Source organism: Maribacter sp. MJ134, from assembly GCF_003970695.1.
In the GTDB taxonomy this organism is placed as follows: Bacteria; Bacteroidota; Bacteroidia; order Flavobacteriales; family Flavobacteriaceae; genus Maribacter.
In genome coordinates this window covers 3,676,795-3,691,186 of the sequence record NZ_CP034570.1, presented here as the reverse complement: position 1 = coordinate 3,691,186, position 14,392 = coordinate 3,676,795, and the positions used below count along the sequence as shown (strand labels likewise).

The 14,392-nt window shown below is 39.5% G+C and carries 10 protein-coding genes; 3 read left to right on the top strand and 7 right to left on the bottom strand.

Annotation, left to right across the window (positions count from 1 at the left end; genetic code table 11):
* Window positions 1-53 precede the first annotated feature (53 nt).
* A complete protein-coding gene (locus EJ994_RS15935) occupies window positions 54-527 on the top strand; it encodes a TspO/MBR family protein (protein ID WP_126593392.1) in 474 nt (157 codons plus the stop codon).
* Between the two features lie 148 nt (window positions 528-675).
* On the opposite strand, the gene EJ994_RS15930 is transcribed toward EJ994_RS15935, so the two are convergent.
* The 7 genes from EJ994_RS15930 to EJ994_RS15900 all read right to left on the bottom strand — a co-directional run bounded on the left by EJ994_RS15930 (window position 676) and on the right by EJ994_RS15900 (window position 9,189).
* Complete coding sequence (locus tag EJ994_RS15930; protein ID WP_126593391.1) at window positions 676-1,215, bottom strand: DUF1697 domain-containing protein; 540 nt, start codon at window positions 1,213-1,215, stop codon at window positions 676-678.
* Window positions 1,216-1,217: 2 nt separating this feature from the next.
* On the bottom strand, window positions 1,218-2,483 hold the full coding sequence (locus EJ994_RS15925; protein WP_126593390.1) for an NAD(P)/FAD-dependent oxidoreductase: 1,266 nt from the start codon (window positions 2,481-2,483) through the stop codon (window positions 1,218-1,220).
* Window positions 2,483-3,226, bottom strand: a complete 744-nt coding sequence (locus EJ994_RS15920) for a glycerophosphodiester phosphodiesterase (RefSeq protein ID WP_126593389.1) — start codon at window positions 3,224-3,226, stop codon at window positions 2,483-2,485. The genes EJ994_RS15925 and EJ994_RS15920 overlap by 1 nt, the downstream gene beginning before the upstream one ends.
* 4 nt (window positions 3,227-3,230) lie before the next feature.
* Window positions 3,231-5,102, bottom strand: coding sequence for an alpha-amylase family glycosyl hydrolase (locus EJ994_RS15915; RefSeq protein ID WP_126593388.1), 1,872 nt, complete (start codon window positions 5,100-5,102; stop codon window positions 3,231-3,233).
* A gap of 11 nt (window positions 5,103-5,113) precedes the next feature.
* Complete coding sequence (locus tag EJ994_RS15910; RefSeq protein ID WP_126593387.1) at window positions 5,114-7,420, bottom strand: glycoside hydrolase family 65 protein; 2,307 nt, start codon at window positions 7,418-7,420, stop codon at window positions 5,114-5,116.
* Window positions 7,421-7,489: 69 nt separating this feature from the next.
* Window positions 7,490-8,146, bottom strand: a complete 657-nt coding sequence (pgmB, locus tag EJ994_RS15905) for a beta-phosphoglucomutase (protein ID WP_126593386.1) — start codon at window positions 8,144-8,146, stop codon at window positions 7,490-7,492.
* Between the two features lie 17 nt (window positions 8,147-8,163).
* On the bottom strand, window positions 8,164-9,189 hold the full coding sequence (locus EJ994_RS15900) for a LacI family DNA-binding transcriptional regulator (RefSeq protein ID WP_126593385.1): 1,026 nt from the start codon (window positions 9,187-9,189) through the stop codon (window positions 8,164-8,166).
* Between the two features lie 365 nt (window positions 9,190-9,554).
* On the opposite strand from EJ994_RS15900, the gene EJ994_RS15895 reads away from it, so the two are divergent.
* The gene (locus tag EJ994_RS15895; RefSeq protein WP_126593384.1) at window positions 9,555-12,647 is read left to right on the top strand and encodes a SusC/RagA family TonB-linked outer membrane protein; all 3,093 of its coding nucleotides are present in this window, start codon (window positions 9,555-9,557) and stop codon (window positions 12,645-12,647) included.
* A 17-nt stretch (window positions 12,648-12,664) separates the two neighbouring features.
* A complete protein-coding gene (locus EJ994_RS15890; RefSeq protein ID WP_126593383.1) occupies window positions 12,665-14,218 on the top strand; it encodes a RagB/SusD family nutrient uptake outer membrane protein in 1,554 nt (517 codons plus the stop codon).
* Window positions 14,219-14,392 lie beyond the last annotated feature (174 nt).

Sequence of the window (14,392 nt, the reverse complement as noted above, 5' to 3'; positions counted from 1 at the left end):
TTTAGCTACATCAATTGAAATAATTCCTTATTTTAGACCTAAACTGCTCAGCATTGAAAAAGAAACTAGTCTATATCGTTATCTCCGTTACCCTTTGCCTAGTTATTGGGTTTCTTGCCAGTTTTGCAACGCAGAGCTCTGTTAATGACTGGTATTTAACCCTGAACAAACCAAGTTTTAATCCGCCCAATTGGATATTTGCACCAGTTTGGACCACACTTTACATACTCATGGGCATCGCTGCGGGATGGGTCTGGGGAAAGGGTTTCCACCATAAATATGTAAAAACGGGACTTTATCATTTTGGTTTTCAGTTATTGTTAAATGCTCTGTGGAGTATCGTATTTTTTGGACTCAAAAGTCCGTTTTATGCACTTTGGGTAATCATTGCACTCTTGATTATGCTTATTTTAACCATTAAATGGTTTAAAGTAGTGAGCAAGTTGGCGGCCATTTTATTGATTCCTTATCTATTATGGGTATGTTTTGCCACGCTCCTTAACTATAAAATATGGGAGCTTAATTGATGGTCGGTGGGCAGTAGGCAGTAGGTAGTAGGTAGTAGGTAGTAGGTAGTAGGTAGTAGGTAGTAGGTAGTAGGTAGTAGGTAGTAGGTAGTAGGTAGTAGGTAAAAAATACTATTTTCTTGTTCCTAAAAGTAAAGAAAGATTTTTTTTAGGAGGCCAGTTCCAAAAGCTTGTTCATGGTGCGGTAGTTCCTTGCTGTGGCGGTAACTCTCAATTTGCGTTCTATAAGGTTGTTGTTCAACTTTGCGTTGCCATATCCCTTTTTACAAAGAAGATACACGCAGCTATCGGAAATCTTGAATTCTTCATTCGGGTAGGTAACCGATTCAAAAGAACGTATCTGTTCCCCCGACGGAACATCAAAAAGGAGTGTAAAATAAACGCTGTTAGTTTCTAAATATTCTGAAGTTGTAAAGGGGTTATCATCTATGATTTTTTGAACTTCATCAAGAGATTTTACTAAAGTCGGAACTCTAAAACCGAAACTATCCTCAATGGTCTTTTTAATGATTTGCTCTAATTCGCTGACGGATTTCTCTGGGCATTTAAATACAATATTACCGCTCTGAATATATGTTCTTACCTCATGAAAACCAGTAACATCCAGCACTTCCCTAAGTTTTGCCATGGGTACTTTCTTGTGACCTCCAACATTGATTCCTCTTAAAAAAGCGATATACTTCTCCATATTTATTCGTCATTCGCTAATTCAGCAATTATTCCTTGTGCCGCCATATAGCCCGAGGTCCAAGCATTCTGAAAATTAAAGCCTCCGGTGATGGCGTCTATATTCATTATTTCTCCAGCGAAATACAGATTAGGAATTACTTTACTCTCATAGGTCTTAAAGTTGATTTCCTTTAAATCAATGCCGCCGGCAGTAACAAACTCTTCTTTAAAGGTGCTCTTGCCAGTAACCTGATAAATTCCGTTGGTTAATTGCTCCGCCAAATTTTGAAGCTGTATTTTAGAGACATCTGGCCATGTGTCCGAATCAGCTATCCCAGACGCCCGTACTAGATTTACCCACAACCTCTTGGGGATATCTACTACTTTTGTTCGTAAAACTGTTTTACGTTCTACTTTTTTTACCTCCATGAACAGTCCCAAAAGTCCCTCCTTATGATACTCTGGAACCCAGTTGACCTGAATCTTAAAATTATAGTTGTAGTTTTTTAAAATTCTGGCACCCCACGCGGATAGTTTTAAGATGGCCGGTCCACTCATTCCCCAGTGTGTTATGAGTAAAGGGCCTTCCGAGGTAAGTACGGCCTCTCTATTTTTCTTGCCGTATAAGTTTCCCTTTCCCGTACTGCTTTCCAAAACATGAACCTCAGCAGCAGTACTTAAGCCAGGAATATCGGCAATTCTTTTATCCTGTATGTTAAACGTGAACAAAGAGGGTACAGGAGTGATAATGGTATGACCTAAATTACCTAACAGGTCCCATACTTTAGGGTTACTTCCCGTGGCCATAATAATTTTCTTGGATTTGAAACTGGCATTTTTAGTCTTTACCAGCCAATGCTCTTTTTCTGCCGTGATGCCTACTACTGGACTCTTATAATTTATAGCTACCCCTAATCGCTTTGCTTCGGACAAAAAACAGTCAATGATGGTCTGTGAAGAATCCGTTACCGGAAACATACGGCCATCCTCTTCTATCTTCAATGCAATTCCTCTTTCTTCAAAGAAAGTGATGGTATCTCCGCTGGCGTAGGTATGAAAAGGACCTAAAAGTTCTTTCTCTCCTCTGGGATAGTTCTTGGAAAGTTCTTTTGGGTCAAACTCGGCATGGGTAACATTACAACGGCCACCTCCGGAAACTTTTACTTTCGAAAGCACTTCATTCCCCCTTTCGAGTATGGCCACCTTGTTTTTAGGAAGGTGTTCAGCGACATGGAGTGCTGCATAGAAACCTGCCGCACCACCACCAACTATGAGAACATCATACATTACTGAACCCTTTCCGGGAAATTGGTAATAATCCCGTCTACGCTAATTCGCTTCATGGCATCTATATCAGCGGGTTCATTAACCGTCCATGTATATATTTTAAACCCGGCATCTCGTATTTCGTTAACAACTTCTAAATCCAGGTTTTTGAAATAGGGATTTATGGCTACCGCATTAAGTTCCTTCGCTATGGGAATGGCATCAATAGGATTTTCCTCTGTCAGAACCGCTATCGCTACCTCATCATTCAGTTTACGCATAGTGCGTAACTCTTCCCAATTGAAACTAGAAATGATAAAATTTTCAGGAGACCAATTCTTTTGTTTGATGTAATAATCCATAATAAAGTTTACCCTGTCCGACGTATTCGCCCCCTTTAACTCAATATTAAGGGCCACTTTATTGTCTATCAACTTCAATACATCTTGAAGCATGGGTATCTTATGTCCTCCATCCAGGGTTAACCTTTTTAAATCGTAGATATTATATTCTTCTATTTTTCCTGGGCCATTGGTAAGCCTATCTACCATTTCATCGTGAAACACGACAATCTCACCACTGGAAATTTGGAAGACATCGATCTCTATCATGTCTACCCCCAAATCCAGTGCTTTTTGAATAGATGCTAAACTATTTTCAGTTTCATGACCCATTGCTCCCCTATGACCAATTACCAAAGGTTTTTTCATATCGCAAGCCGTTATTAGAATGAATACTGCTAAAATTGAAATCTTTTTAAACATTTTTCTAATTTTTCAATTCAAAAATATAAGATTCTAATGGATTTAAATGCACATCGATATTTCCTACACCATCTACAACCCTTAATTCTTGGCTGAAACCGTACAGACCGTCCACTAGTTTATAAGTTCCGTTCTTCAATTTCCATTCGCTAATTATTTCCGATGGAATCTTAAGTTGAAAAGTATGATTTTCGTGCGCGTCAAAATTAGATACCACTACCAATTTTTCCTTCTCACTCCAACGCACATAGGACAGCACCCGGTGATTATAATTGTCCGTATGCTCCTTATTGTAGAAATGTATCTCACGATATTTTCCCATAAGGGCTTCACTTTCTATAGTGAAGTTCAGTAGACGCTTGTAAAAATCTCGTAGTTCCTTTTCTGCATCACTTAACTGACCCCCATCGAACTTTTTTTCATTGACCCATCTCTGAAAATGGGGTACACCGATATAATCAAAAATCGAGGTTCTCGTTGGGCTGCCAAAACCAGCGTTTTCCGCTCCAGGTTCCCCCACTTCCTGACCAAAGTAAATCATGGTAGGCGATGTGCTAATGGTGGCGGAAACTACCATGGCCGGTTTAGCCGTTTTAGCCTCGCCCACAAAATCCGGACTAGCAATGCGCTGCTCATCATGGTTCTCTAAAAAATGAAGCATATGATGCTCTATATCTTCCAAACCTTTTTGAACAACGGGTATATGATCCGTCCACCCGTAGCCTTTCATAATGTGCTTTATACTATCGTAAAGTTCTACCTTGTCATATAGATAATCCATTTTACCTTTTTTAATATAGGCTCTATATAGGTCAGGATTATATACCTCTGCCATAAGAAAAGCATTCGGATTCTTCATTTTTATGCTAGAGTTCATGTAGCTCCAAAACTCAACCGGCACCATTTCGGCCATGTCATATCTAAAGCCATCTACTCCAAAATCTAACCAGTACAACGCAATATCCCTGAATTTTATCCAAGAACTTGGAACCGATTTTTCCTTCCAAAACGCAGCGTGTTCCGCGATTCCCTTTTGTGCAAAGTCCTCTGGAAGCGAATCAAAATCATAAGAGCCATCTGGGCGCACCCCGTAGTTAATCCGTACCGTTTCATACCAATCGTTCATATCTGGCTGTGCCAGTCTAGAGCCATTCCCTGTCCATTTGGCCGGCACTTCGGTATATTTGGAATCTGCCAAGCGATGTTCTTCTCCGCCTAAAGGCAAATAACCATCCTTCCATTCGGGAACCTTAAATTCTTCCCCTGGAATATAATAAAAGTTATTATCTCGGTGGTACTCCAAGGTGGTATCGTCGTTGGCTCCAAAATCGGTTACCCCGGTAGGATTGGTTTTTCCCTCGTAACCTCTGGCAACATGGTTTGGAACAATATCTATGATAACCTTCATACCGGTGGCATGTGTACGGGTTACCAAGTTTTTAAATTCCTGAAGCCTATTACCGGGGTCTACGGCCAAGTCAGGATTAACGTTATAATAATCCTTAACGGCATATGGTGAACCCGCCCTTCCCTTGACTACATCCGGGTCATCGTTAGAAATACCGATGGCGGTATAATCATTTATAACTGCATGATGCGGAACACCGGTATACCACATATGTGTAATTCCCAGCTCCTTGATTTCTTGCAACGCATGAAGGGAAAAGTCATCAAACTTACCTACCCCGTTCTCCTCAATGGTTCCCCAAGGCTTGTTGTTCGTATTGTTATTACCAAATAGCCTTGTAAAAACCTGGTAAACAACCACTTTATTTTTTCTTTCCATTTTTTGATGCAAGGGTTTTTGAATTTCGTTTTTACAGGATGTACTGGCCAAGGCCACCAGACAAAAGAAAATAAAAATGGTTTGGCGCATGGGTCAGCGGATTATACCGATATTGTATTGCCAGGTATCAGCTCTACCCTTTTACCATTTACACGTATGGACATTTCGGTATCTCCATTAAGCTCAAAAGTGGTTTCCTTGTCCGTTACGCGTACCTTAATGATTCTATTTCTAAAATTAACATTAAAAGCATAGGCCTTCCACTGCTTTGGAATTTGAGGATAGAAAGACAACTTATCATCTACAACGCGCATCCCTCCAAAACCTTCTACAATACTCATCCAAGTACCTGCCATTGAGGTAATGTGTAAGCCCTCTTCCACCTCCTTGTTATAGTCATCCAAATCAAGTCTTGAAGTTCTCAGATAAAAAGTGTACGCCTGCTCCATTCTACCCAGCTTGGCCGCTTGTATACTATGCACACATGGCGATAGCGAAGATTCATGAACCGTAAACGGCTCATAAAAATCAAAGTGCTTTTCTAATGATTCTGTTGAAAAATCAGCCTCAAAAAGATAAAATCCCTGAAGTACATCTGCCTGTTTGATGTACGGAGAACGTAAAATTCTATCCCAGCTCCATTTCTGGTTGATGGGTCGGTCCTGTTTTGACAGATCCTTCACCTCAACTAACTCCTTGTCCAAAAACCCGTCTTGTTGTAGGAATATCCCATATTTTTCAGAAAATGGAAAGTATATATTATCGGCTACTTTTTTCCAATTTTCAAGCTCCCTATCATTTAATTTCGTCTTTCCCATGATACGCTTATAATCGTCCGCGTATCCATCTTTGACCCTACCTATTTGTTCCAAGGTGTAATCTATGCACCACTTGGCCAAATAATTGGTGTACCAGTTATTATTGACGTTGTTCTCATATTCGTTGGGTCCTGTTACCCCTAACATAACGTACTTTTGCTTGTCCTCGGAAAAGCTCACCCTTTGATGCCAAAATCTTGAAATACCGATCAATACCTCTAGACCCATTTCTGGTATATAACTATAGTCTCCTGTATATCTGTAATAGTTATAGATTGCAAAGGCTATGGCCCCGTTTCTATGTATTTCTTCAAAAGTTATTTCCCACTCGTTATGGCATTCCTCTCCGTTCATGGTAACCATAGGATATAACGCCGCACCGTTTACAAACCCTAGCTTTTGCGCATTCTCTATGGCCTTATCCAAGTGATTGTATCTGTACTTTAGTAATTTACGCGCAACTTTATCATCTTTAGTAGCCATATAGAAAGGAAGACAATAAGCTTCTGTGTCCCAATAGGTGCTACCGCCATATTTCTCTCCGGTAAATCCTTTTGGCCCTATATTCAATCTTGAATCTGTTCCGAGATAGGTCTGGTTCAATTGAAAGATATTAAAACGTATGCCCTGTTGGGCTTTTACATCTCCTTCGATAACAATATCGCTCATCACCCAAATCCGCGCCCAAGCTTGTTTTTGTTTTTCCAACAAGGCATTAAAACCGAGTTGGGAAACTTCAATAAGCACTTCCTTTGCGGCAGCGACCAATTTTGATGTCTTATGATTCGTAGAAACAGTATAACCACCAAATTTATGCAATGCTACCGTCTCGCCCATTTTCACCTTTTGCTTAAAGGTTTGGCTTACCCGTAAATCTTCTTTAACATTATGGGGTTCAACAACACTTATACTGCCATTATAAAATAGGTGCGACTGCATAAAGGTACAGGTCGCAAAATTTGTCTTCATCGTATGTGCCTCAATAAAAGCTTGGTTTCCTTCGGAAGAAACTCCTGTAGTGTTCCAGAACTTATCATCCCAATTACTATCTTCATTGGTAATGCTGCTATCCAAATAAGATTCCAATACTACTTCAGCATCCGAAGAAAGCACTGTAATGGCATACTTTATTGCCCCTACCTCATCTATATCCAAACTTAGAAATCTAATGGCTTCTACCCCTATCTTGATATCGTTAGGTAGGGTGGCAACGAACTCCCTCTTGTAATAACCCTCTTTCATGTTGAGCTCCCTTCGGTAATCCGAAACGTTCTTACAGGTATTCAAATCCAACGTTTCCCCGTTCACACTTACATTTATTCCAATCCAATTGGGAGCATTCAATACTTTGGCAAAATACTCAGGATAGCCATTTTTCCACCATCCCACACGTGTCTTATCCGGATAATAAACACCTGCAATATAACTTCCTTGAAATGTGTCTCCCGTGTACGTTTCTTCAAAATTGGCCCTTTGCCCCATTGCGCCGTTGCCAATACTAAATAAGCTTTCTGAAGATTTCACCTGTTCTTTGTCAAAACCTTCTTCTATGATAGACCAATTATCGGCCTTTATATAATCTTGATTCATTCCTACAATTTATAATGAACATTTATCCTATAAATGGTATGTTCTAATAATTCAAATTTACGATGGGGTTTATGAACGCAAAAGTTTTGATAAGAAATCAGTATCGATTTCCGTAAAATCATTGAAATTATACTTCGACTCTGACAACACCTTTTGATCACCTATACCAATACTTATCATATGCGCGGCATTCGCAGCTTGGATACCGGCAACGGCATCTTCGAAGACCACACATTTATTAGAAGGAACCCCTAAATTTTCTGCAGCAATCAAAAATACTTCCGGGTCCGGTTTTGCTTTGGTTACATTATTACCATCCACAATACTATCAAAGAAAGGCAATAATTTTACTTTTTCTAAAATTGGCCTAGCGTTCTTGCTTGCGGATCCCAAGGCGATAGGAATATGATTATCTTTTAAAAAATTCAATACCCTTGGGACATCGGGCAGCACCTCTGACTCGTCCATGTTTTCTATATAGGCCAGGTAGTCCACATTCTTATCTACCATCCATGCATCAAATTGTTCTTGAGATGCTGTTACGTTTCCAATTTCTAGCAAAATCTCAAGACATCGCTTTCTACTGACCCCTTTGAACATTTCGTTCTGTTCCTTGGTAAATTCAAAACCAAGTTCATTGGCCAGTTTTTTCCAAGCTAGATAATGATATTTGGCCGTATCCACTATTACACCATCTAAATCGAAAATAAATCCAATTTTTTGCATCTTTTCTTCTTTGTAAATTAATTGATTGTTGACTCCCTTTTAATAATCGTAGCAGAAATAACTTCGGTGCAAAAGGGTTCTTCTACCTCTTCATTATCGCTTTCTACCCTATCTATTAAAAGTTTAGCGGCCACCTCTCCCATTTTATCCCCATGTTGAGCAATGGTTGTCAAAGTAGGTTTGGAGTATTTAGACAAAATCCCATCTGTAAAACCGATAAAAGATATATCCTCTGGAATTCTTTTCCCCATGCATTGTACTATACCCATACAGTGGATAGCAAAAATTTCATTTACACAAAGTACAGCATTTACATCCGCAGTAGAAAAGAAGTTCCTGATAGTTTGCTCATCCAAGTCTTCATAAGGCAATGTAAGCACCAAATCCTTATTGAACACTAGTCCGTTTTGTTCTAAAGCCTTTACATACCCTTTTCCGCGACTAGCACTTACATTAAAATAAGCATCCGTAGTTACTAATGCTATTTTCTTTCTGCCTGTCTTAATAAAGGAGTCCACGGCTTCAAAGGCAATACTCTCATCGTTTAATATGACCTTATCACAAGCTACCTCATCCGTAACCCTATCGAATAATACCAATGGAATCCCCTGCTCTGTTACTTCTTTCAAGTGATTAAAATCGGCTTTCTTCTGCGTTCCTGCGGATAGCGACATAATAAAGCCATCAATGCTGCCGTTGGCGAGCATTTCCATATTTATTACCTCCTTGTCGAAAGATTCGTCCGATACACATACAATAACATTGTAACCACGCTTATTGGCATATTTTTCTATTCCCCTAAAGACGGTAGTAAAGAAATGATGTACGATATCCGGAATAACAACACCAATGTTCTTTGTTCTTTTATTCTTTAAACTGATAGCAATGTTATTGGGCTTATAATTATAAAGTTTAGCGAAGGCCTGAACCTTATCCTTGGTATCTCTACTTATCTCATGGCTATTCTTGAGTGCTTTGGAAACGGTTGAAATTGAAACGTCCAACTCTCTGGCGATATGTTTTAAAGTTATTTTTCTTTTCAAACCAAAGATTTTAAATGGTAAGTAACCCTACTAATAAAATTGAATATAATTATTAATGAGTTTAAAATTACTCGTTTTTGAATTCAATTTTCCTCGAGGTTGAAAATAATCAAAAGCTTGTAAAATTCAGAAAATTAAAATTGTTTATATTTACAAAAAAATCGCAATTTCTTAAATTAGCTATACCTAAACTGTCAAATGAGTAATTTAAAGGGCCCTCCCTTATTAAACTACTAATTGAGAAAAGTTATTAACACGAAAACGGTTTCGTTGTTTTCAAACATATGGGTAATACTGTTTTAACGACAATTTTACATATTTTTAACTCTTGAAATTTAATTAACTCAACTTAAAACTAATTTTTTATGAAGATTACGCTACTAAAAAGTCTGTTTGCTATCGGGGCATTTCTATCCTTTAGTATAGCGCAGGCGCAGGAAGTAACCGGAACGGTTTCAGATGCTAGTGGACCTTTGCCAGGTGCTAGTGTTATTGAGAAGGGAACTACTAACGGTACTCAAACCGATTTTGATGGAAATTACTCCATTGAAGTTGGTAGCGATGCTGTATTAGTCGTTAGCTACATTGGCTATAAGACTACTGAAGTTGCTGTCAACGGGCAGTCAAGTATTAACTTCACCCTAGAGGAAGATGCACAGGCTTTGGAAGAAGTTGTAATAATAGGATACGGTACTACCACTGTTAAGGATGCAACCGGTTCTGTAGTTTCAGTTACTGCAGAAGATTTTAATGGCGGTGTCATCGCTTCGCCAGAACAATTAATCCAAGGTAAGACTGCAGGTGTTCAAATTACACAGAGTAGTGGTGCTCCAGGGGCAGGCATTAACTTTAACATTAGAGGTACAAGTTCTGTACGTTCTAACAACAATCCTTTATTTGTTGTTGATGGTGTTCCACTTTCCGGTGGTGACACATCTGCCAACTCTCAGGATCTAGGTGCAGGTACCAGCGGATCAACTAACCCGCTAAGTTTCCTTAACCCTTCGGATATCGAAAGCATCAGTGTATTAAAAGATGCCTCCGCGACGGCCATTTATGGGTCAAGAGGTGCCAATGGTGTTGTTATCATAACTACTAAAAGTGGTAAAACTGGAAAAGGTGTTTTTGAATTCAATTCTTCTCTAAGTATTGCCTCACCAGCAAATTCCTATGATTTACTAGGAAGAGACGATTACTTAAACGCCATTGATTCTTTTGGTGGAGATAGAGCAGCTGCAGACAGAGGGGCCAATACAAACTGGCAAGATGTTGTTACGAGAACCGTAGCGTCACAAAACCAAAACCTTGCATGGTCTAAAAACTATGGTAAAGGAAATATAAGAACTACGTTTGGATACGGAAAACAATTTGGTGTAGTTGAAAACTCTTCTTTAGAAAGAACTACACTTCGTGTAAACTGGAATCACAGGTTCTTGAATGACAAGTTAAACATACAAGTATCGGCTACAGGTTCAAGCATTGGTGATGAACAGCCGCTTATATCAGGAAGTGCTGGTTTCCAGGGAGATTTATTAGGAGCAGCGTACGCTGCCAACCCAACTTGGCCCAATAGCGCTAGTTTTGACCCTGGCAACCTATTGAATCCTGCCAACTTATTGGCAGAGTACCAGAGTTTTAGTGTAACCGACAGGGCTTTACTAAATGCATCTGCAGCTTACGATATTACTCCGGAATTAACGGCTAAAGTAAACGTTGGTTATGACTATTCAGAGTCTACTAGGAGATCAGCGCTATCCAGAGATATTGTTGGTCTTACCAATGGTACCGCTGGTAATGGCCGTGGTGCCGTTAATGACCTTAACTTAGAAAGCAAATTGTTAGAGGTAACCTTGAACTATAAGAAGGAATTTGAAAATTCTAATTTAGATGTATTATTGGGTTATTCTTTCCAAGATTTTGGAACAAGTGGAAGAAATGTAACTGGCTGGGGCTATAGTACTGGTGATTTGAACGCTATGGGTAGAGACTTAGAAGCTTCTGCTGATGCTATTGAAGCATCTATTTCAGGTGATTATCAACAATACGGAATTGGGACTGGTCAATCTCAGGTATTTGTCAACAGGCTAACCCCTTCCGCTGCTACCGAAAATGTGGCATTACCTTTTGGAGGAATTAAAGTAAGGTCTTTATTTACGGATACTTTTGACAACACGGATGAACTACAATCGTTCTTCACTAGGATTCAGTATTCTCTTGCGGACAAGTATCTATTTACGGCTACGGTTAGAGCGGATGGCTCTTCTAGATTTGGTTCTGACAACCAATATGGTATATTCCCTTCTGGAGCAATTGCCTGGAAAATTCATGAAGAAGATTTCATCGGGGATGCCATTTCAACACTTAAATTACGTGCAGGTGGTGGTATCACAGGTAATCAAGATGGTTTAGGTTTTGGTAACTTTGTTCGTAGAGAACGTTTCGGTGGTGCTCCTATCCAAAATGACGGTATAATCAATATCCCTGGAACGAATGCAGTGGCTTTTGCCAATCCAGGATTAAAATGGGAAGAAACTTTAAACTATGGCGTTGGGCTAGATTTTGGATTTAACAATGATCGTTTTTCCGGTAGCATAGATGTTTACCGAAACGAGACAACCGATTTATTGTTGAATGTGCAAGCCGCACAGCCGTCACCACAACCTTTCTTTTTCCAAAACTTGGATGCAACAGTACTTAACCAAGGTATAGAATTGGCTGTTGCTTATGATATTATAAGGTCTGAAGATTTCAATTTTGATGCGTCCTTCAATGTTGCTTACAACGAAAATGAAATTCAGGATTTTGACGGACTTATCCAAGCGGGTACTATTAGAGGTCAAGGTCTTACAGGAGCGTTTGCACAAATTTTAGCGGGCAACCAACCGTTATTCTCTTACTTCCTTAGGGATTTCCAAGGATTCGATGCTAACGGTCAACCCATAGGTGATACGCAAAGTTTCGTAGGTGAAGATGCCTTACCAGATGTAACTGGTGGTTTCTCCATGAATGTTTCTTACAAGAACTGGGATTTTTCTACTTATCTAGCTGGTCAGTTTGGTTTTTCAGTATACAATAACACAGAGAACGCGTTCTTTACCGCTGGTTCTATCCAGAACGGTAGAAACGTTACTCAAAATGTTATTGGAAACGGAGAATCTGGTACTGCAGCCGCCTCAGTATCTACGCGTTTCTTAGAAAAAGGAGATTTTGTAAGATTACAAAATGCTTCTTTAGGTTACAATATCCCAATGTCCGGAGAGGGATTATTTAAAAGTCTTAGATTAAATTTAACTGGCCAAAATCTATTCCTTATCACCGATTACAGCGGTTTAGATCCAGAAGTAAGTTCCGCACCTGCTAATAATGACCTATTAAATGGTATACCAACAGCGGGAATCGATTTAACAGCCTATCCAAATCCTAGAACTTTCACACTGGGAATTAATGCTACGTTTTAATTAAAAAAAAGAAAATCATGAAAAGAAGTCAAATCAAAAATTTAATGCTTACTGCCTTTTCCGCAGCATTTGTACTATCCTGTACAGATTTGGAAATAGAAGGCACAGATTCAATTATTTCAACAGATAGTGGCACACAGTTTAGTGGTGTTGCAGACGTTGAGGGTTCATTGGATAACATTTACAACGGTATCAACCGTTTGGGAGATCAAGCTAACTATTTTGCTCTCCAAGAAGTAGCCACTGATGAAGCCTTAGTACCAACAAGAGGTACTGACTGGGGAGATAATGGGATATGGAGAACACTTCATAACCATACCTGGGATCCCGCGCACCAATTTGTTCTGAACACTTGGAACAATTGGAACCAAACAGTTTTCCAAGCTTCTGAAGTTGCTGACCCGCTTAGTAATGGATCAGCAGAACAAGTTGCTCAAGCTAAATTCGTAAGAGCTTTCGCCATGTGGATTGTTATGGACAACTGGGGGCAAGTTCCTTTTAGACAACCTAACGAAGGTCCAGAAATAGACCCTACCGTGTTAACAAGAACCGAGGCGCTTGACTTTATCCTTACCGACTTGGATGATGCTATTGCAGGACTTCCTACCGTAGCTGCCATGGATATGGATAATTTACAAAGAGGAACAAAAGCATCTGCTCGTTTCTTGAAGGCCAGAGTTTTATTGAATGCGCATATTTATAACGGCTCAGGAACTCCTGACTCTGGTGATATGAATGAGGTAATTTCTTTAGTGGATGCTATCGCAGCAGATGGTTTTGCCTTACAGGACGGATATTTTGATATATTCACCGAGGCTGCCGATACAGAGACTATCTGGTGGATTCCTACCGGTGTTGGTAACAGAATCTGGAACGGTATGCACTACAACATTAATTCACCTGACAACGAAGGTGGTGGTTGGAACGGTTTTACCACATTAGCTGAATTTTACGATCTTTTTGAAGGTGATCCAAACTCAAATACAGTTGGTTCAGGACAGGAAGAAAGAAGAGGTTTTGTGCCCGATGCTTCTAACGCCGATGAGACCAATTTAGGTATAGGTTACGGATTCCTTATAGGACAGCAGTTCAATGAGGACGGAACTAAATTAAAAACAAGACCGGGACAGGATTTAGTATTTACTAGAGATTTCCCAGGATTAGTAGGTAATGGTGAAGCAACTGGAATACGAACTATTAAATATCACCCAGTAAATGGAGGTTTTACAGCTCACGAATTGGTCTTTCGTTATGCAGATGCTCATTTAATGAAAGCTGAAGCTATGCTTAGAAGTGGTGGTGATGCTACTGCCATGGTCAACGAACTACGTACGTTACGTGATGCCGCTCCATTAGGTAGTGTTTCAGAACAAAACCTAATTGATGAAAGAGGTAGAGAATTATATGTAGAGTTTGTAAGAAGAACGGATTTAATACGTTTTGGTCAATTCACAAAAGACTGGCAGTTTAAAGATGCTGCTGCAATTGGTGATGAGAACAGAAATCTTTATCCTATCCCATCTAACGCAATTCTTTCTAATCCAAATTTAGTGCAGAATCCAGGATATTAATCCTTTTATATTTAAGTGTTTAAAAAGAGACCGCTCTGTGAGCGGTCTCTTTTACTTTAAGAGCACTAAATTTAATACAAGAATAGGGTTTCAATGGGTAGATACCCTATTGAAAGTCCTGAACAAACTTCAATAGAGATGCCTCTAAATTCATAATATTAACATCTTATAACA

Bases quoted from the DNA above. Each gene is read 5' to 3' on its own strand.
- EJ994_RS15925 (WP_126593390.1), bottom strand. From the start codon at position 2,483: ATGTATGATGTTCTCATAGTTGGTGGTGGTGCGGCAGGTTTCTATGCA.
- EJ994_RS15895 (WP_126593384.1), top strand. From the start codon at position 9,555: ATGAAGATTACGCTACTAAAAAGTCTGTTTGCTATCGGGGCATTTCTA.
- EJ994_RS15910 (WP_126593387.1), bottom strand. From the start codon at position 7,420: ATGAATCAAGATTATATAAAGGCCGATAATTGGTCTATCATAGAAGAA.
- pgmB (WP_126593386.1), bottom strand. From the start codon at position 8,146: ATGCAAAAAATTGGATTTATTTTCGATTTAGATGGTGTAATAGTGGAT.
- EJ994_RS15930 (WP_126593391.1), bottom strand. From the start codon at position 1,215: ATGGAGAAGTATATCGCTTTTTTAAGAGGAATCAATGTTGGAGGTCAC.
- EJ994_RS15920 (WP_126593389.1), bottom strand. From the start codon at position 3,226: ATGTTTAAAAAGATTTCAATTTTAGCAGTATTCATTCTAATAACGGCT.
- EJ994_RS15915 (WP_126593388.1), bottom strand. From the start codon at position 5,102: ATGCGCCAAACCATTTTTATTTTCTTTTGTCTGGTGGCCTTGGCCAGT.
- EJ994_RS15890 (WP_126593383.1), top strand. From the start codon at position 12,665: ATGAAAAGAAGTCAAATCAAAAATTTAATGCTTACTGCCTTTTCCGCA.